At 68.7% G+C, this 18642-nt stretch carries 19 protein-coding genes and 1 pseudogene; 10 read left to right on the top strand and 10 right to left on the bottom strand.

What is annotated here, in order from left to right:
- Both G3N99_RS16915 and G3N99_RS16920 read left to right on the top strand, forming a co-directional pair.
- A partial coding sequence (locus tag G3N99_RS16915) for a DUF3857 and transglutaminase domain-containing protein (protein WP_206122972.1) occupies positions 1–1870 on the top strand: 1870 nt, incomplete at its 5' end.
- 56 nt (positions 1871–1926) lie between these two features.
- A complete protein-coding gene (locus tag G3N99_RS16920) occupies positions 1927–2094 on the top strand; it encodes a hypothetical protein (RefSeq protein WP_174944821.1) in 168 nt (55 codons plus the stop codon).
- A gap of 178 nt (positions 2095–2272) precedes the next feature.
- Here the strand turns inward: G3N99_RS16920 and G3N99_RS16925 are convergent, their stop codons facing one another.
- Positions 2273–3322, bottom strand: coding sequence for an AraC family transcriptional regulator (locus G3N99_RS16925; protein ID WP_206122973.1), 1050 nt, complete (start codon positions 3320–3322; stop codon positions 2273–2275).
- A gap of 70 nt (positions 3323–3392) precedes the next feature.
- Here G3N99_RS16925 and G3N99_RS16930 point away from each other — a divergent pair, with 70 nt between their 5' ends.
- On the top strand, positions 3393–4604 hold the full coding sequence (locus tag G3N99_RS16930) for an MFS transporter (protein ID WP_174988461.1): 1212 nt from the start codon (positions 3393–3395) through the stop codon (positions 4602–4604).
- Between the two features lie 30 nt (positions 4605–4634).
- Here G3N99_RS16930 and G3N99_RS16935 read toward each other — a convergent pair whose 3' ends face one another.
- From G3N99_RS16935 to G3N99_RS16950, 4 genes are all read right to left on the bottom strand, one after another.
- Positions 4635–5480, bottom strand: coding sequence for a helix-turn-helix transcriptional regulator (locus G3N99_RS16935; RefSeq protein WP_206122974.1), 846 nt, complete (start codon positions 5478–5480; stop codon positions 4635–4637).
- Between the two features lie 48 nt (positions 5481–5528).
- Positions 5529–6086, bottom strand: a complete 558-nt coding sequence (locus G3N99_RS16940; protein ID WP_206122975.1) for a carboxymuconolactone decarboxylase family protein — start codon at positions 6084–6086, stop codon at positions 5529–5531.
- A 133-nt stretch (positions 6087–6219) separates the two neighbouring features.
- Complete coding sequence (locus G3N99_RS16945; RefSeq protein ID WP_206122976.1) at positions 6220–6981, bottom strand: isocitrate lyase/phosphoenolpyruvate mutase family protein; 762 nt, start codon at positions 6979–6981, stop codon at positions 6220–6222.
- 136 nt (positions 6982–7117) lie between these two features.
- Entirely contained in the window at positions 7118–7585 is a 468-nt protein-coding gene (locus tag G3N99_RS16950; protein ID WP_174938295.1) for a MarR family transcriptional regulator, read from the bottom strand.
- 81 nt (positions 7586–7666) lie between these two features.
- On the opposite strand from G3N99_RS16950, the gene G3N99_RS16955 reads away from it, so the two are divergent.
- The gene (locus G3N99_RS16955) at positions 7667–8035 is read left to right on the top strand and encodes a hypothetical protein (RefSeq protein ID WP_011356150.1); all 369 of its coding nucleotides are present in this window, start codon (positions 7667–7669) and stop codon (positions 8033–8035) included.
- A gap of 88 nt (positions 8036–8123) precedes the next feature.
- On the top strand, positions 8124–8741 hold the full coding sequence (locus G3N99_RS16960) for a glutathione S-transferase family protein (protein WP_174938297.1): 618 nt from the start codon (positions 8124–8126) through the stop codon (positions 8739–8741).
- Positions 8742–8868: 127 nt separating this feature from the next.
- On the opposite strand, the gene G3N99_RS16965 is transcribed toward G3N99_RS16960, so the two are convergent.
- The 4 genes from G3N99_RS16965 to G3N99_RS16980 form a co-directional block, all read right to left on the bottom strand.
- A complete protein-coding gene (locus G3N99_RS16965; protein ID WP_206122977.1) occupies positions 8869–9591 on the bottom strand; it encodes an HAD-IA family hydrolase in 723 nt (240 codons plus the stop codon).
- A 22-nt stretch (positions 9592–9613) separates the two neighbouring features.
- Entirely contained in the window at positions 9614–10585 is a 972-nt protein-coding gene (locus tag G3N99_RS16970) for an ornithine cyclodeaminase family protein (protein ID WP_206122978.1), read from the bottom strand.
- 109 nt (positions 10586–10694) lie between these two features.
- Positions 10695–11825, bottom strand: coding sequence for a DSD1 family PLP-dependent enzyme (locus tag G3N99_RS16975; RefSeq protein ID WP_206122979.1), 1131 nt, complete (start codon positions 11823–11825; stop codon positions 10695–10697).
- A gap of 129 nt (positions 11826–11954) precedes the next feature.
- On the bottom strand, positions 11955–12881 hold the full coding sequence (locus G3N99_RS16980) for a LysR family transcriptional regulator (protein WP_206122980.1): 927 nt from the start codon (positions 12879–12881) through the stop codon (positions 11955–11957).
- Between the two features lie 162 nt (positions 12882–13043).
- On the opposite strand from G3N99_RS16980, the gene G3N99_RS16985 reads away from it, so the two are divergent.
- The 3 genes from G3N99_RS16985 to G3N99_RS16995 all read left to right on the top strand — a co-directional run bounded on the left by G3N99_RS16985 (position 13044) and on the right by G3N99_RS16995 (position 16746).
- On the top strand, positions 13044–13919 hold the full coding sequence (locus G3N99_RS16985; protein WP_206122981.1) for a LysR substrate-binding domain-containing protein: 876 nt from the start codon (positions 13044–13046) through the stop codon (positions 13917–13919).
- A gap of 222 nt (positions 13920–14141) precedes the next feature.
- Positions 14142–15284 (top strand): iron-containing alcohol dehydrogenase PsrA, encoded by a 1143-nt coding sequence (gene psrA, locus G3N99_RS16990; RefSeq protein WP_206122982.1) that lies wholly within the window; start codon positions 14142–14144, stop codon positions 15282–15284.
- Positions 15285–15300: 16 nt separating this feature from the next.
- Entirely contained in the window at positions 15301–16746 is a 1446-nt protein-coding gene (locus G3N99_RS16995) for an MFS transporter (protein ID WP_174938310.1), read from the top strand.
- A 29-nt stretch (positions 16747–16775) separates the two neighbouring features.
- Here G3N99_RS16995 and G3N99_RS17000 read toward each other — a convergent pair whose 3' ends face one another.
- The gene (locus G3N99_RS17000; protein ID WP_206122983.1) at positions 16776–17690 is read right to left on the bottom strand and encodes an NAD(P)/FAD-dependent oxidoreductase; all 915 of its coding nucleotides are present in this window, start codon (positions 17688–17690) and stop codon (positions 16776–16778) included.
- A gap of 141 nt (positions 17691–17831) precedes the next feature.
- Between G3N99_RS17000 and G3N99_RS17005 the strand changes: the two genes are divergently transcribed.
- Both G3N99_RS17005 and G3N99_RS17010 read left to right on the top strand, forming a co-directional pair.
- Positions 17832–18272, top strand: coding sequence for an Rrf2 family transcriptional regulator (locus G3N99_RS17005; protein ID WP_174938314.1), 441 nt, complete (start codon positions 17832–17834; stop codon positions 18270–18272).
- A gap of 250 nt (positions 18273–18522) precedes the next feature.
- Positions 18523–18642, top strand: a pseudogene (locus G3N99_RS17010) (DUF2760 domain-containing protein); the annotation flags it as partial.

Genomic DNA, 18642 nt, shown 5'->3' on the forward strand with positions numbered 1-18642 from the left:
CGCCTGCGCGATCGCGCTCGGCGTCGGCGCGGCCATGGCCGACGTGCGCGATCCGGGCGCCGCACGCGACACGGGCGGCGACGCGCCCGTCACGGTCGTCAGCGATGTCCACGAATTCGTGATCCAGCACGACGGCGCGCTCGACGAGCACGACGATTCGACGCTGCGCGCGAACGACGCGAACGGCATCGATGCCATCGCGCAGCGCTACGTGTGGTTCGACAAGAATCTCGAGAAGGTGGACCTGCTCGCGGCCGAGACGATCGACCGCGACGGGGTCGCGCATCCGGTCGGCGCGGACGGCATCCGCGACGTGCAGGAGCCGCGCTCGGCCGGCGCGCCGACGTTCCAGGACGGGCTGCTGCGCACCGTCGTGTTTCCCGGCGTCGAAGCCGGGTCGAGCACGCGCGTGGCGTTCCGCAAGACCCGCACGAAGCCGGTCAACCGCGGCTACTTCGGCTATACCGTGGAGCCGTCGCGCGAGCCGGTCGACAGCCAGCGGCTGATTTTCGACGTGCCGGCCGACATGCCGCTGTACGCGGATGCGCGCGGCTACGTCGCGCTGCCGCCGGTCACCGCGAACGGCCGCACGCGCTACGAATTCGACTACCGGCACGGGCCGTACGACCGCATCGAGAACGGCGCGGTCGGCTACGCGACCTACGGCGACCGGCTCGTCGTGTCGACGCTGCCCGACTATGCGGCGTTCGCCGCGCGCTATCGCAACGCGGCCGTCGATCCGGGCGCGGACGATCCGGCCGTCGCGCAACTGGCGCGCACGCTCACCGCGGGTGTCGCCGATCCGCGCGACCAGGCGCGCATCCTGTACGACTGGGTGCAGGCGAACATCCGCTACGTCGGGTTGTTTCTCGGCGAAACGGCTGCCGCGCCGCATCGCGTGACGGACATCCTGCGCAACCGCTACGGCGACTGCAAGGATCATGTCGCGCTGTTCGGTGCGTTGCTCGCGGCGGTCGGCATCCGCAGCGAACCGGTGCTGCTCAATCTCGGATCCGTCTACACGCTGCCGTCGGTGCCCGGCTACGGCGGCGGTGCGATCAATCACGCGATCACGTGGCTGCCCGATCTCGCGCTCTACGCGGACACGACGACGGCCGGCATCGCATTCGGCTATCTGCCGCCGATCGTGATGGACCGTCCCGCGCTGCTGGTCGACACGGGCGTGCTGTCGCGCACACCGGCCACGCAGCCGCGCGGCCGCATCGCACGGGTCGAGATCGATGCGGCCGGGCCGGGCGCCACGCGTTTTCATGCATACATCGAGGACGACGGCTGGACGGCCGAACTCGAACGCAACCTGTTTCGCCGCGCGACGCCCGACCTCGTCGCGCAGCTCGCGAACAACCGTTTGCGGCAAAGCGGCTTGCGCGGCCGCGCGCAACTGTCGACCAGCGACCGGCGCGTAACCGACGGGCCGTTCGACGTGACGATGTCGGGCACGCTCGACCATTTCGTGTGGCCTGACGGCACGACCGCGTTGCCCGCGCTGTCGAGCCTGACAGGCGGCATCGCGACACAGGTCGAGAACTGGCTCGCCGAGCCCGTGCGCACGCAGCCGTGGGGCTGCATCGGCGGCACGTTCGACGAGACCGGCCAGGTCGCGCTGCCGGCCGACGTCGCGGTGACCGACCTGCCGGCCGATACGGCCGTGCACGACCGCTTCGTCGACTTCACGTCGCATTACGTATTCGATGCGGCCGCGCGCGTCGTGCAGGTCACGCGGCGGATGACGGCGAATTTCGGCCGTCAGGTGTGTACGCCGGACGAATTCACGGCGCTGCGCGCGTCGCTCGAACGCATCGAACGCGACACGCAGGCGCAGATCGTCGTGCGGGCGAAAGGGCGTTGAACGGGTAGGGGACGTGTGCGTGTCGATGTCATCGGTCGACGCGCAGGAGGGCAATCATGACTGAGCGGGACTACGAGATCGCCGATCTCTCGAAGGATTTGCTGGGCCGGATCGTGCAGGGCACCGTGGCGAGCGGTGCAGTCGTGGATGCGGAGCAGTGCGCGGCGCTCGCCGTGCAGTGCGCGACGGCGCTGGTCGACAGGCTGGCAGCGCGCAGCAACTGAGCGCTGCGGTCACGCGTGGCGACGACTTGCGCGGTGCGTGGCGGCCGCCACGAGCATCACGCGTCACGTATAACGCTTCGACGGGCACGTAGCGCGCGGCAACTGAGCGCTGCGGTCACGCGTGGCGGCGACTTGCGCGAGACGCCCGGCTGCCGCCGCGAGCGTCACGCGTCACGCATTACGCTTCGACCCGCACCTCGCCGTCCGCGCGCACGGCGCCCGGCGGCTTGCCCACCACGCGCTTGAACGCGCGGCTGAACGCGGCGAGTGAACCATAGCCGAGCCGATACGCGACGGCCTCGATCGTCTCGTGGTCGCGCGTGATCCATTGCGCGGCGAGCCGCATTCGCAGTTCGGTCAGGTAGCGCACCGGCGTCATTCCGGTGGCCGCGAGAAAGCGCTCGGCGAACACCGAGCGCGACACGCCGGCTTCGGTCGCGAGCTCCGCCACGCTCCAGTTGCGGCCCGGATCGCGATGCAGCGCGACGATCGCGCGGCCGAGCTTCGGCTCGCGCAGCGCCTGCACCCAGCCCGTCGCATCACCGCATCCGCATTCGACCCAGCCGCGCACGATGAACGCCGCGACCACATCCGCGAGCCGCGCGAGGATGCCCGCGAAGCCCGCGCGCGCCGAGCACGCTTCGCGCTCCATCGCATCGAGCATCGGGCGGATTTCCGGGTAGCGCGCGAGCAGCGTGCCGACGTGCATGAACTCGGGCATCGTGCCGACGAGCGGCTGCATGCCGCCGAGATCGAGCTCCATGCACGCGCTGAAGATCAGCGCATCGCCGGCGCCCGGCTCGGTCGTCGCGCAACTGGCGGGCGACACGCCGGCCGACGCCACCGACGCCACCGTATCGCAGATCTTCGCGACCTCGAAGCCGTTGATCTCGCGGCACGGTGCATCGCGGTCCGACACCAGCGCGTGCATGCCGCCGTGCGGCAGCAGGATCGCATCGCCGGCCTCGAGCCGCATCGTGTCGCCCGACGCGTCGCGCAGCAGCACGGGTCCGCGCCCGACGAAATGGAACTGCGCGCGGCCCGTCACATGGCCGAAATTCAGCCCGAACGGCCGCGCGACCTGGATGCGGCGGTACTGGACGCCGCTCAGGCGCATCCCCAGCAGCAGCTCGCTGACGAGGTCGTGCACGTCGGGGATGGGCGGAAGCAGGGGCTCGGACATATCGAGATTCGGACGTTCGATCAACAAGAACGGATTGTATGTCATAGACCGTCCTGACGTGGTTCCTTACGATACGCCCTCATCAGTATTTTCCCTAACCGACACGGAACCACGCATGAATCCCGGAATCTCCTCGGCCGCCTCGACGGCGGCCCCCCGCGAACCGGCCTGGGGCGCGGTATTCGCGATGGCGCTCGGCGTGTTCGGGCTCGTCACGGCCGAATTCCTGCCCGCCAGCCTGCTGACGCCGATGGCCGACAGCCTCGGCGTGACCGAAGGCGTGGCCGGGCAGGCCGTCACGGCCACCGCGACGGTCGCGCTGGTCACGAGCCTGCTGATCTCGGCGCTGACGCGCACGATCGACCGGCGGCGCGTGCTGCTCGTGTTCTCGGTGCTGCTCGTCGCGTCGAACCTGGCGGTCGCGTTCGCGCCCAACCTGACGCTGCTGCTGATCGGCCGCGTCGTGCTCGGCATCGCGCTCGGCGGTTTCTGGACGATGGCGACGGCCACCGCGATGCGGCTCGTGCCGACGTCGATGGTGCCGCGCGCACTGTCGATCATCTTCAGCGGCGTGGCGGTCGCGACGATCGCGTCCGCGCCGATGGGCAGCTACTTCGGCCACCTGATCGGCTGGCGCAACGTGTTCCTGATCGCGGCCGCGCTCGGCGGCCTCTCGTTCGTGTCGCAGATCCTCACGCTGCCGTCGATGCCGCCGAGCGGCACGACGCGGCTGCGCACGCTGGTCGACGTGCTGCGCCGGCCGACCGTCGGCCTCGGGATGTTCGCGACGATCCTCGTGTTCACCGGGCACTTCGCGTTCTTCACGTACCTGCGGCCGTTCCTCGAGCAGGTCGCGGGCGTCGGCGTGAACGGGCTGTCGGCGATCCTGCTCGGCTACGGCATCGCGAACTTCGTCGGCACGTCGCTCGCCGGCCGCGTGCTCGAACACCGATTGCGGCCGATGCTGATCGGCATGCCCGCGCTGATGGTCGTGCTCGGCGTCGCGCTCGTCGCGCTCGGCCGCGCGCCGATGGTCGACGCGGTGCTCGTCGCGTTGTGGGGGATGGCGTTCGGCGGCGTGCCCGTCGCCTGGTCGACGTGGGTCACGCGTACCGTGCCTGACGAGGCCGAGAGCGCGGGCGGCCTGATCGTCGCGGCGATCCAGCTTGCGATCGCGACGGGGGCGGCAGCCGGCGGCGTCGTATTCGACGCGAACGGTGCGGCCGGCGTGTTCGTGGCCGCAGCCGTCGTGCTGGCCGTCGCGGTTGCGACGATCGTGACCGGCGTGCCGAAGCGTGTCGGCGTGGTGCCCGCGCTGGCGGAATGACCGGCACCGGCGGGCCGCCCGGCCCGCCGCTCAGCGCACCGGTGCGTGCGTGTCGAGCAACTGCCGGTGGCGCGCTTCGGTCGCGTCGTCGGCGGGGAACATGCACTCCATGCGCAGCTCCTGTGCGGCGGCGCTTTGCGGCGTCCCCACCGTCGTGACCAGCGAGAAGTAACGCAGCACGACGCCTTCGTGCACGAAGCCGATCGGGATGACCGGCAGCGACGGTGCGGCGGCGGGTGCCGGCGGCGTTTTCCAGTCGCGCGGCGCATCGGGGCTCGCGAGCAGATCGTCGAGCAGCTGCCGTGTGTCGTCGTCGATCACGCGCCCGACCGATTCGCGGTGCACGCGCTGCAGCAGGCTGCGCGACACCGTTTCCCAGTCGGCCAGGAACGGCCGCATCCCGTGCGGATCGAACATCAGGCGCAGCAGGTTGCGCGGGCTTTCGCGCGCGGCCATGTCGATGAAGCAGCCGAAAAAGCGTGGCGCCGCGTCGTTGGTCATCAGCACGTTCCAGTGGCGGTCCATCACGATCGCCGGAAACGGATCGTGCTGGCGCACGACCCGCTCGAGCGCACCGATCACCCCCTGCATCTCCTGCGCATCCCACGGCGCTTCCGAATACACGGGCGCATAGCCGGCCGCGAGCAGCAGCGCGTTGCGCTCGCGCAGCGGCACGTCCAGCGTCTGTGCGAGCGTCAGCAGCGTGTCGCGGCCCGGCACGCTGCGTCCGCTTTCGATGAAGCTGATCTGGCGCTGCGAGATGCCCGCGTCGAGCGACAGGTCGAGCTGGCTCACGCCGCGCACGTCGCGCCAGTAGCGCAGCAACTGGCCCAGTTCGTACGTCGGCGCGTGCGGTTCGCGGCGGCTGGCGTTCATCGTGCCTCCCAGGGCGTTCCGTGAGCGACGCGATCGACTATATCGGACTCACGCGGCGTTCGCATGCCACGCGAACTCGTCGAACGGTGCTTCGAGCGCGGGCTTCGTCACGCTGCCGACGTAGTTCGTGATCGTCGATGCGGCGACCACCGCGATGACTTCCAGCAACTGTTCATCACTGAATCCGGCGTCGAGGAACGCTTGCCGGTCGGCATCGGGCAGGCGGCCGCGGGTGTCGATCAGCTTGCGTGCGGTGGCCGACAGCGCGGCCAGTTGCGCGTCGCCGGGCAGGGCGCCGCGGCGGATCGCGTCGACGTCGGCGTGGGTCACAGCCTGTTTCAGCGCAAGCGCGGTATGGAAGGCGACCGGCCATTCGCTCGCGTTCGTGACTGCGTTGGTGAGCAGGAGCGTCTGGATCTGCGGCTCGGTGAGGCTGCCGGCGTGCACGCGCTCGAACAGGCCGATGAAGCCGTTGATCAGCACCGGTGACGCGGCCATGGCCGCCGCGATGTTCGGCACGATGCCGAAGGTTTGCTGGAGCTGCTGGAGGACGGGCTTGGAGGCGGCCGGCGCCGAGTCGATGGTGTGAAGCGGATAGGCGGACATGATGTCTCCGGGGGATGAGCGCCGCCGGAATGGCGGCGCGACACCAGAAGCGTAGGAGCGGCCGTGTCGTGCGCCAATTACATGGGATGTAATCAGTCGATGCGCGCACGAGGCTGGCCGTCCCGCGAATCCGCTAACTGCCTTGCTTCACCATCTCCGCCAATGTCTTCATCGCCTGCAGGTACGGATACGGCCCGTGGCTGATGCGGGCCACGCCGTATTCCGCGAATTCGGCGAGCGTCGGCGTCTCCGAGACGCGCATCACGTTCACAGGCAGCGGCGACGCGGCCGTCAGCGCGCGAATGAGCGCCGGTGAGCGCAGCCCCGGCACGAACAGGCCATCGGCACCGGCCGCAGCATAGGCTCGCGCACGGGCCAGCGTCGCGTCGAGCAGGCGCTCGTCGTGCGTGTCGGCCGGCGCCTTGAAGAACACGTCGGTGCGCGCGTTGATGAAGTAGTCGGGACCCGCGCGATCCGCAGCCTGCCGTGCCGCTGCAAGGCGGGCTGCTGCGGCGTCGACGTCACGCAATTCGCCGGTCGCCGGGAAGCTGTCCTCGAGGTTGCAGCCGATCGCGCCGGCCTTGATGCTGAGCGCGATCGTTTCGGCGACATCCTCCGGCCGCTCGCCGTACCCGCTTTCGAGATCGACGGTGACGGGCAGGTCGGTCGCGCGCGTGATCCGCTCGAGCACGTCCATCATCAGCGCGCGCGGCATCTGCTCGCCGTCGACGAAACCGTTGGCCGCCGCGACCGACCAGCTGCCGGTTGCCAGTGCGACGGCGCCCGCGTCGGCCGCCGTGCGCGCGCTGCCGGCGTCCCACACGTTGAACAGCGCCAGCGGCTGGCCCGCGCGGTGAAGCGAACGGAAATGCGCGCCCTTCTCATTGCTGCTCATGCTTGCGTCTCCTTGTGGAAAACCGGGTTGGTTGTCGTGCCGAGCGATATTGCCACCGAATCGAGCGCCGCGAGGGATTCGTCCGATCACAACTGACAAGGAATGGCAGGAGTCGAGCGACCTGCCGCGTGTAGGTTCAGCCGCGTTCCGCCGGATCGACCGACAACGCGCGCAACTGGCCGCGCAACTGATCGACTTCCCCCGGTGCGAACGGCCGTTCGATCTCGGCATGCGTCTGCTGCCACAGCGGAAACGCTTCGGCCAGCAGGTCATGGCCGGCCGGCGTCAGTTCGAGCAGGCGGCTGCGCCGGTCGTCCGGATCCTGCATGATCGTGACCAGGCCGCGCCGCTCGAGCGGCTTGAGCGCGGCCGTGAGCGTGGTGCGGTCCATCGCGAGCAGCGACGCGACCGATTTCATCGGCGCCGGCCGGGGCCGGTTCAGCGACATCAGCAGCGAAAACTGGCCGTTGGTGAGATCCAGCGGGCGCAGCACATCGTCGAAGATCCGCGCAAGATTGCGCGCCGCGCGCTGCATGTGCAGGCACAGGCAGCAATCGCGCACCATCAGCGTCGTTTCGAAAGGGAGCTTTTCTTTTCGTGCCATGTTGCAATTGTGTTGATATCAACCTATCTTGTCAAGGTCGAGGCGCGGCAGCCCGTCGCGTCCGTCACCGGAGGAGACAGCATGAGTGCTCAACAGCAGTTGTATCTCGCGGTATTTCTCGGGACCAAGGATAGCCCGGCGATGAAGGCCTGGATGGCGTTGCCGGACGAGGAGCGGCGCACGCGCGAGCGCGACGGCATCGCCGCCTGGCATGCCTGGGTCGACCGGCATCGCGATGCGATCGTCGAAATGGGCGGGCCGCTCGGCAAGACGAAGACCATCGATGCGGCCGGCGTCAAGGACACGGCGAACGCGATGAGCGGCTTCACCGTCGTGCGGGCGGCTTCGCACGAAGCCGCGGCCGCGCTGTTCGAAGGCCATCCGCATTTCACGCTGTTCCCGGGTGTGGCGATCGACGTGATGCCGGTGCTGGCGATTCCCGGCGCGTGAACGACACGCGAGGCCAAGCGTCGTGTATCGGCGATGCACCGTGGCCGGCATGCGGAAGTTTTCCCGACATTCTGGATGGAGACTGGCGATGAAGCTTTACGGATTTGCCGGCACCCGCTCGCAACGCGCGCTGTGGGGGCTGAAGGAGCTGGATGCCGATTTCGAGTTCATCTCGGTGAACCTGCTACAGGGCGAGCACAAGCGGCCCGAATTCCTGCGCCTCAATCCGGCCGGCAAGGTGCCCGTGCTGGTGGACGGCGACCTGGTGATTCCCGAGTCGGCCGCGATCGTGCTGTATCTCGCGGACAAGTACCCGGAGAAGGCGCTGCTGCCGGTCGATCCGGCGCTGCGGGCCGAGGCTTACCGGTGGGTGATGTTCGCGGTGACGGAGCTCGAGCAGCCGCTGTGGCGGATCACGCGGCACTCGTTCATCTATCCGCCGGAGAAGCGTTCGCCGGCCGATATCGAGCTGGCGCGCGAGGATTTCAGGACGATGGCCGCGATCCTCGACAAGCATCTCGAAGGGCGTGAGTTCATTGTCGGCGACACGCTGACGGTGGCCGATTGCGTGACCGCTTACCTGATCGACTGGGCGGGCGAGTGCAACCTGATCGAATCGTTTCCGCAATTGCGTGCGTATCTCGAACGGTTGTATGCGCGGCCGAAGGCGCCGCAGCGGATCGCGGACGCGCGCAAGGCGGCGTGAACGTGCGGCGGTCGGTCATGTGCGGCACGGGCATGGCCGACTGCTACGTGCGTGCGGTCGGCGAGCGGCAGTCTCGCCGCGTTCATGGTGGCGAAGCGTGCGTCGCGAGCGCGGCGCACGCAAGGGCTCACGCGACGTATTCAGGCCCGCCGAGCATGCGGCACAGCGTCGACAGGTCGCTGAGCGTGAGGTGCGACGTCGCGGCCTGCTGCTGCGCACGCTCCGCTTCCGGATGCGTATCGCGAACGACCCATGCGGCCTGAAGCCCCGCGTTCAATGCGCCGACGACATCGAGGTGATAATCGTCGCCGACATGCAGCAGTTCCGCGGGACGCACATCGAGCGTCTCCGCTGCCGCATGAAATATCCCGGGTTCCGGCTTCGCGACGCCGAACGCCTGCGCGCTGAGCGTCGCACGAAAGAATTCGCCGCCGCCGGTCAGCCGGAGATCCGCGTTGCCGTTGGTCACCGCGATCAGCGGAAACCGCGCGCTCAACCACGCGAGCGTCGGCAACGCATCGTCATAGAATTCGACCCGGTTGCGCGCGGCGTAGAACGCTGCGTACGCACGGTCGGTGAGCGCGACATCTTCGTTCGCCCGCTCCAGTGCAAGCCTGATCGAGCCGATTCTCATCGCGCGGAAGTCGCCGGCAAGCTCGGGGCACAATCGTTCGTATTCCTCACGCAAGTCGCTCAGCGCCTGCTGCGTGGGCAGCACACGCTCGGTACCGGGCGCGTGCTCGATCAGCCACGTGCGAAGCGTCGCTTCGGCCCGTACGACGGACGGCCCGAACGGCCACAGGGTGTCGTCCAGGTCGAACGAGAGGGCGGAAACTTGGGTGAGGCGCATGGCGATTGACGGGGAGTTTCGTTTACCAGGGCCACGGAATGGAAATTCCGGTGCCGTTTTCGAGGGCCTGACGATACAGGAAGCGTGCGACGGTCAGGTCCTGAAGCGCGAGCCCGGTCATGTCGAAGACGGTGATCTCGTGCGGTGCGCGATCGACCGTCGCGGTTCCGGCGAGGATGTCACCGATTTCCGTGCGTGGCAAATCCGGCGCCCACTGGCACTCGCCGATGCTGCGCGCCTGGTCGTGATCGTCCACGACGATGCGTGCGCGCTCCAGCACGCCGGCCGGAAGCTCGCGCTTGCCGGCGGTATCGGCGCCCACGCAGGTCAGGTGGGTGCCCGGCTGAACCGCCGCCGCATCGAACAGTGGGCCGCCGCCAGGTGTGGCCGTGATGACCACGTCGCTATTGGCCACCGCATCGTTCCGGTCGCGCGCCACGGCGATCGTGCATCGATCCCGGAAGGCCGATTCGAACACCGGATCCGGCTCGCCGCTGACGTTCACATATTGCACCGTGCACCGTTGCGGCAGCAGCCCGAGTGCGTAGTCGAGCTGGACGCGCGCCTGCACGCCCGTGCCGAACACGCAGATGCGCGTGCTGTCGCGACGCGCGAGCAGTTGCAGCCCGAGGCCGCCGGCGGCGCCGGTTCGCGCGGTGGTGATCGCATTGCCGTCCATGATGCACAGCGGTCGGCCCGTGGCCGGGTCGAACAGCGCGACGGTGGCCTGATGCGGTTCGCCGCCGAGCCCGCGGTTGCCGGGCCAGAACCCGGCCGCCTTGAAACCGAGCAGATCCTGATTCGCGACATCGCCCGACTTGATGCCGAACACGCCGCCGGTGTGCAGTTTCTCGCGGACCACCGGGAACACGCGTCCGGCCCGTTGACTGTGCAGCACGAAGGCTTCGCGGACCGCCGCCGTCACTTGCGCGGCCTGGAGGGCGGGGGCGACGGTATCGCGGTCGAGCAGCAGGAGTCGGGCGTCTGTCGGCATGGTCGGGCAAGCGCTTTCGGCGCCAGGCGGATCGAGGTAGTTTAAATTTTGTCCAGATTTGGATAAATAGTCAATAAGTTGGCGGAACGGCGCGGGCGCGCGGGTTCGCTCACCACCCGTAGAAGCGCGGCCACGTCTGCGTGCCGCCGTCTTCGGCGATCGCCTGATATTCGGGATGCTGCGCGCCGGTGGCGCACGCGTGATTCGGCAGGACGCGCAGACGGGTGCCGATCGGAAACCGTTGCGCGATGCCGGCGTCGGGCGAGCCCACGCGCGACACGATCCCGTGCTCCTGGTTGGCGGCGCTCATCACGTAGTCGCCGAGCACGTCGCCGTGTTCGGTGCAGACCTGCCCGTAACCGAAGTCGTGCGCCTGGCGCTGCGTGCCGCGGTCGCGGCTCATCGCCATCCAGCCTGCGTCGACGATCGCCCAGCCTTTCTCTTCCTGGTGCCCGATGACGGTGGTCAGCACCGACAGCGCGATGTCGGACAGGTCGCACACGCCGATGTTGTGCATCACGAGGTCGAACATCACGTACACGCCTGCGCGCACTTCGGTGACGCCTTCGAGGTGTTCCGCCGCGAGGGCCGTGGGTGTCGAGCCGATGCTGACGACCGGGCAGGGCAGTCCGGCGGCCCGGAGGCGCTCCGCTGCCCGCACGGTGCGGCTGCGTTCCTGCTCGGCGATCGCCGCCAGTGCGTCGGGTGTGTCGTATTCGTAGCTGGAGCCCGCGTGCGCGAGCACTCCGCCGAGCGCCATCCCGCCGTCGACCAGCGCGCGGCCCACGTCGATCAGCAGGTCGGCGTCGGGCGGAATCCCCGAGCGGTGGCCGTCGACGTCGACCTCGATCCACACGTCGAAGCGCTCGCCGTGCGCGCGTCCGAATTCGGCGATCGCGTGCGCGGCAGTCAGGCTGTCGGCGACCAGCTTCAGGTCGCAACCCTGCCGGCGCAGCCCGAGCGCCTGGCCCAGCTTCGCGGGCACCATGCCGACCGCGTAGACGATGTCCCGGATACCGTGCGCGAAAAACTGCTCGGCTTCCTTGAGCGTCGACACCGTGATGCCCTGCGCGCCTGCGGCGAGCTGGGCATCGACGACGTGTGCGCATTTGGTGGTCTTGACGTGCGGCCGGAACCTGACGCCGAGCGCGTCCAGATGGGCCTGCATGCGGCCGATGTTGCGACGCATGCGGCCGACGTCGATCAGGGCGGCCGGGGTGTTGAGGGTTTGAAGGTCCACGATGCGTTGCCTCGGAAGGTTGCCGATGCGGACACTGTAGGCCCGCCGACGAGTCTCGGGTTTAACGCATCGCTAATCCGGCATTAAACGCAAATTAATCAGTCGGACCGCGTGTGGAATGTGACTCGGTCATGCGTTGCCGCGCCACGGCGGCGGGCTCAGGAACCGTGTCGCGGCTTCGAGAAACACCCGTTGCCGCGCGGAACGGCCGGTGCGCGACGGCAGCAGCGCCGTTGCCGGTGCGGCCGGCAGGTGCCAGTCGGGCAGCAACCGGACGAGCTTGCCGTTCGCCAGCAGCGGCGCGACGTCCCACTCGGAGCGCTCGACGATCCCGAGCCCGGCCAGCGCCCATTCCGTGATGACGGTGCCGTCGTTGGACGACAGTGCGCCGCTGACGCGGATCACGGCGGACCGGCGCGGTTCGCCCTTGACGTCGCCGCCTTGCGAGAAGCGCCAGCGCGGGATGTCCTCGTCGTTTTCGCGCAGGCACAGGCAGTCGTAGCGGGCCAGGTCGGACGGATGGTTCAGTTCCTTGATGCGACGGGCGTAGGCCGGGCTCGCGCACAGAAAGCGCTCGTTGGGCGCGAGCGGATACCCGATCCACGACGACGACTTGAGGCTGCCGACATGGACGACCACGTCGGCGCCCGATGCGCTGGTCAGCGGGCTCTCCGACAGGTGGAGCGCGATGTCGAGCTTAGGATGCGCGCGCTGCACGTCGCGCACGATCCGCGCGACGTACTTGCGGCCGAAGCCGAGCGGCGCGACGACGCGCAGCGTGCCGCGCACGTCGCCATGGTCGCCCGAGATGCTGACCGGCAGCGCCTCCACGCGCTCGAGGATGTCGACGGCTTCCTGGTACAGCCGTTGCCCTTCGTCGGTCAACGCGATCCCTTTCGGCTGCCGCACGGCGAGCCGTGCGTTCAATCGCGCTTCCATCCGCTGCAGGCGAATCGTGACGGCGGGCGGCGTGAGATCGAGCAGCCGCGCGGCCGAGGCCAGCGAGCGCGACGTGCCGATCGCGCGGACGAGTCGAAGGTCGTCGAGGTCGAGCATTTCATGTCTCTTAATGCTGATGATGCCGGGCATTAAACCGCATATCACGCGTCGCGGCCATCGAGGCAACGGGAATGCGCGTGTCACATTCGGCCGATACATTGGATTTCCCGATGCCTCCCGGCATTTGGCACGAAATTCCCGATCGATCGTTCGACCCTCATGACCCTGACCCAGCTTCGCAGCTTCATCGCCGTCGTCCAGCACGGCGGCTTCACCGCGGCCGCCCGCGCGCTGTCCACCAGCCAGACGACGATCACGTCGCAGATCCAGACCCTCGAACAGGAACACGGCGTCGAGCTGTTTCACCGGCGCGGCCGGCGCGTCGAACTGTCGGCGGTCGGCCTCGAATTCCTGCCGATCGCGCGCCGCATCTGCAGCGACGAGACCGACGCCGCCGCACTGCTGCGCGACAGCGGTGCGCTGCAGCGCGGCTCGCTGAAGATCGGCGCGGTCGGCCCGTTCCATGTGACGGAGATGATCGAGGCGTATCACGCGCTGCATCCGCACATGCACCTGTCGGTCGCGCTCGGCAATTCGGAAACCGTGCTGCGCGATCTCGACCAGTACGTGTGCGACGTCGGCGTGGTGGCCCGCGCGTTCGAGGACGCGCGCTACTTCACGCAGCGCTACGCGAGCTTTCCGGTGATCGCGTTCGTCCGGACGACCCATCCGTTCGCGAAGCGCGACGCGATCACGCTGCGCGAACTGGCCGGCGAGCCGCTGCTGATGCGCGAACCGGGCTCGACGACGCGCCGCGCGCTCGAAGATGCGATGGAGGCCGCCGGCCTGACGCCGCGCATCGCGATGGACATCGGCAGCCGTGAGGCGTTGCGCGAGGCCGTCGCGCGCGGGCTCGGCGTCGGCACGGTGTCGCAGGCCGAATACGTGCCGGATGCGCGGCTGCGGCCGTTGCGGATCGACGGCGATCCGGTGGTGACCCATATCCACGTGTGCTGCCTGAGCGAGCGGCGCGAGAGCAGGCTCGTCGCGTCGTTTTTCGATGCAGTGGCGCGGTGCAGGCCGCTCGATGCATGAAGGCGGCCGGTCGCGCGCCGGGCCACGGCGGCGATCCATCGAAAATTTCGGTCGATCCATAGCCGATAACCGGGATTTTCGATCACGAACGCGTCATCGCGGATGCCTAACCTGATGCTCAACCCCATTCGATCCAGGTGTGAGCATGAATTTCGATGATCCGTTACCCCATGACATGATTCGTCATGCTGATGATTGTGCGACGCGTGCGGGAGCCGCGGCATGAGCGGCTGGCGCTTCCACAATCCGGTGCGCATCTGCTTCGGCGTCGATGCGCTGGCCGGCGCGGGCGACGCGCTCGCCGGCCGCAGCTACGCGATCGTCACGTATCCCGACGCGGTGTTCGCGCGGCTCGCCGACCGGCTCGAAGCACAGCTCGGGCCGGCGCTCACGCGGATCGATTGCGTCGAGGCGAACCCGTCGGTGCCGATGCTGCGGCGCGCATGCGATCGGCTCGCCGCGCTGCCCGGCAAGCCGGACGTGCTGATCGCGCTCGGCGGCGGCTCGGTGATCGATTCGGCGAAAGTGCTCGCCGCCGAGCACGGCGACTTCGAGCGCGTGCTGCGCATCCTGTCGGGCGAGACCGACGCCGATCGCGACGATGCGGCGCGGCCCGCGCTGCCGATCGTCGCGATCCCGACCACGGCCGGCACCGGCAGTGAAGTGACGCACTGGGCGACCGTCTGGGATCCGCACAACGCGCGCAAGCTGTCGCTGTCGCGGCCCGACCTCTATCCGGAAACGGTGATCGTCGATCCGCGCCTGATGGTCGGCCTGCCGATACAGCCGACGCTCGCGAGCGGCCTCGACGCGCTGTCGCACGCGCTCGAAAGCATCTGGAACATCCATGCGAACCCCGTCACGCGCGGCCTCGCGGTGCAGGCGGCGCGCGAGCTGATCGGCGGTCTCGGCCGTGTGAACGCACATCCCGACGATCTCGGCGCCCGCAGCGACATGGCGCTCGGTGCGCTGCGCGCGGGGCTCGCGTTCTCGAATACGCACACGGCGCTCGCGCACAACATCTCGTATGCGATCACGCTCACGCGCGGCGTCGCGCACGGGATCGCGTGCTCGTTCTGCCTGCCGGCGGTGATGCAGGCGGCGCTCGGTGTCGACGACGCATGCGACGCCGCGCTGCGCGAGATCTTCGGCGATACCGCGTCTGCACCCGCGCAGCTCGATGCGCTGCTCGACACGCTCGGTGTCGCGCGCCACCCGGCCGCGTACGGGATCGGCGCGCACGAATGGGCGCGAATCGTGGATCACGCATTCGACGGCGCACGCGGCCGCAACTTCATCGGCACGCGCGCGCGCTTTCCGCATCTGGACTTCAGCCCGGAGCAGCCCGAACGGGCGCTTCACTGACGAGGAGCCACTCATCATGAAACCGTCTCACCCGATCGAAACGGATGCGCTCGCGCGTCTCGACAACCTGCCGTGGACGCGCTTCCACACGCTGATGCTGGTCGCGCTCGGCGTCGGCTGGGCGCTCGACTCATTTGAAACCAACATCATCGGCAGCGTGTTCGGCGTGCTCAAGTCGCACTGGCACCTGAGCGCCGCGCAGGGTTCGCTCGCGGTCAGCATCTGGGTGTTCGGGATGCTGGTCGGCGCGATCGCGTTCGGCTATCTCGCCGACCGCTACGGCCGCAAGCGCCTGTTTCTCGCGACGCTGCTCTGGTACGCGTTCTTCAGCGTCGCAACCGTGCTGTCGTGGAACTACGAATCGTTCCTGTTCTTCCGCGCGATGACGGCGCTGGCCGTCGGCGGCGAATATTCGGCGGTGACCGCGACGATGGGCGAATTCATTCCGAAGCGCCATCGCGGCCGCACCGACGCGCTGATCCTGTCGGGCTTTCCGGTCGGCGCGCTGCTGTCGGCGGCCGTGTCGTATCTCGTGCTGAACCAGTTGCCGGCCGAGTGGGCGTGGCGCGTGGGCTTCGGCCTCGGCACGACGATGGCGCTGGTGTTCTTCTGGATCCGCCGCGTGATTCCCGAGTCGCCGCGCTGGCTGATCCAGCAGGGGCGCGTGGCGGAAGCCGACGCGATCGTCGAGCAGGTCGTCGCGAGCGCGGCGCGCGATCCGCGTGCGCAGGCCGATCTCGCACTGCTGACGAAACGCTATGCGCCGACCCGCTTCGCGCACCAGGCGCCCGCGTTCTGGCGCAACGTCGGCGAGCTGTTCGGCGCGTATCGCGCGCGCTGCGCGCTCGCCGGGGCGCTGAACTTCTCGCAGGCGGCCGTCGTGTACGGCGTGCTGTCGCTGATGGCGCTCGTGATCCTGCCGTACATGAAGGTGCCGTCGACGGACATGCCGATCTACTACATGATCGGCAACGCGGCGGCGCTCGCGGGCGGCATCGTCGCGGCGGTGCTGGTCGAAGCGTGGGGGCGGCGTGCGTCGCTGTTCGTGAGCTACACGTTCACCGTCGCGGCGATCGTGTTCATCTACGCGATGCATGCACTGCCCGGCATGGTGCTCGGTTACTGCCTGATCCAGTTCGGCGTCACGTGGGCGTACATCTCGGGCTACGTCGTGTCGTCCGAGATCCTGCCGACGCGGATTCGCGCGACGGGGCTCGGCGTGTCGGTCGCGATCGGCCGGCTCGGCGCGGTGGTCGCACCGCTGATGCTGACGAACGTCTACACGATGTCCGGCTCGCCGTCGGCCGCGCTGATCGTGTTGCTCGTGCTCGCGTTGCCGGGGCCGCTCGCGGCCGGCCTGTGGTGGCTCAACGGGCGCGAAACGCGGCGGATTTCGCTCGAGGAATGCAGCACGGAAGCCGACGCGCAGCCGGCGGTGGACGCCGCGCCGCGCGTGGCCTGACATCGCTTCATCGCCGGCTGCATGCCCGCTTATGCGTGCAGCCCCCAGATCAGCGACCGATGCGCGGCAACCCCGGCCATCACGCCCGACGCCGACGCGAACGTCGCATTGGTCATCGGTGTCGACGCGTCGCCGGCCACGAATACGCCGGCGACGCTCGCCTGCTTCCCCGCATCGACGCGCACGACCGGGCCGAGCGGGCCGTCGTCGAATGCACAGCCGAGCTGTTGCGCGAGATCGCTCGCCATCGCCGTACGCGCGCCGACGAACAGCGCATCGATCGGCACGACCTGCCCGTCGGCGAGCCGCAATGCTTCGATACGCGGCGCATCGCCGAGGATTTCCACGACGGGCGACCGCTCGATGCGGACGCCGCGCGCATCGAGCAACGCGGCTTCTTCCGGATTCGCTTCGGCCACGCCCTGCGTGAACCACGTCGTCGGGCCCCAGTCCGGAATCAGGATCGCCTGATGCACGGACAGCGGATGCGAGGCCAACACGCCGAGCTGCCGGCCGCTCACCTCGTACCCATGGCAATACGGACAATGCAGCACGCTGACACCCCAGCGTTCCGCAAGCCCCGGCAGGGCGGGCAACTCGTCACGGATACCGGTCGCGAGGATCAACCGGTCGGCGCTCGCCCGGCTGCCGTCGGCCAGCGTCACGTGGAAGCGGCCGTCCGCATCGCGCTCGGCCGTGCGCACGTCGCCTGCGATTCGCTGCACGGTCGGATACGCGTCGAGCTGCGCGGCGGCTTCGTCGACGATCTGCGCAGGCGGCTTGCCGTCCTGCCCGAAAAAGCCGTGCGCGTGCGCGGCAAAGCGGTTGCGCGGCCGGCCGGCGTCGATCACGAGCACGCGGCGGCGCGCCCGCGCAAGCTGCATTGCCGCCGACAGCCCCGCAAAGCTGCCACCGATCACGATCACTTCTTGATGGTCATGCATGCACCCACTCCTTTCCTGAACCTGCGTGAATGACGGATGTGTCCCGATGGCGGCCAACTCATGAAACACGAGAAGTTGCATGATAGGGCGATGGTATCATTCATGCAACTTCAAAAGTTTCGAGAGAGGGGAGCGCCGCTCGTGAGAACCGACAGTCGTTTGTCGCGCATGCTGCATGCGTTGATCCACATGGACCAGGTCGACGGCCCGATGACGTCCGAAGCGATCGCGACGATGCTGTGCACGAACCCGGTCGTCGTGCGGCGCCTGCTCGGCGGCTTGCGCGACCGTGGCTACGTGCAGTCGGAGAAGGGGCATGGCGGCGGGTGGGTGCTGAGCGTCGCGCTCGACGACATCACGCTGCTCGACGTCTATCGCGCGGTGGGCGAGCCGCCGCTGTTCTCCGATCTCGTCACCGACGACGAGGCCGAATGCCTGGTCGAGCAGGCTGTCAATGCACACCTGTCGGCCACGCTGAAGGAGGCCGAGACGACGCTGCTCGCCCGCTTCGGCGAAGTCACGCTCGGCATGCTGTCGCGCGAATTCGAAGCGAAGCACGCGAAGCGGCGCAAGCCGCGCTGACGCGCCGCAGCATCGCGGCCGGTCGCGCCTGACGCGCCGTCCGGCACGGCCGAAAACGCTGCGCCGCGATGTTCTGTCCCCCAACTTCTGCCCGGTTCGCCCGCCACAGGGCAAAATACGGGTTTTCCGCACCCGCGAGGGCGCGACCGAATCACGCGCCGGGCGGCGGCAGTGCGCAATCCGCACGCCGCCGCCCGGCGCCCAGGCAAGATCGCTCGCCATGTCGCGAGCCCACAGGAGTCCAGACCCCATGCCCGAATCCAACCTGTCCTTCTTCGGCCGGCTGTCGCTGGCCGTCGGCACGTTCTTCTCCGTGCTCGGCAACCGCGAGTTCGCGGCCGGCGTGCTGCGCGTGCGCGATGGCGCCCCG

Origin of the sequence: Burkholderia sp. Ac-20392, from assembly GCF_017104585.1 — a bacterium.
Lineage (GTDB): Bacteria > Pseudomonadota > Gammaproteobacteria > Burkholderiales > Burkholderiaceae > Burkholderia > Burkholderia lata.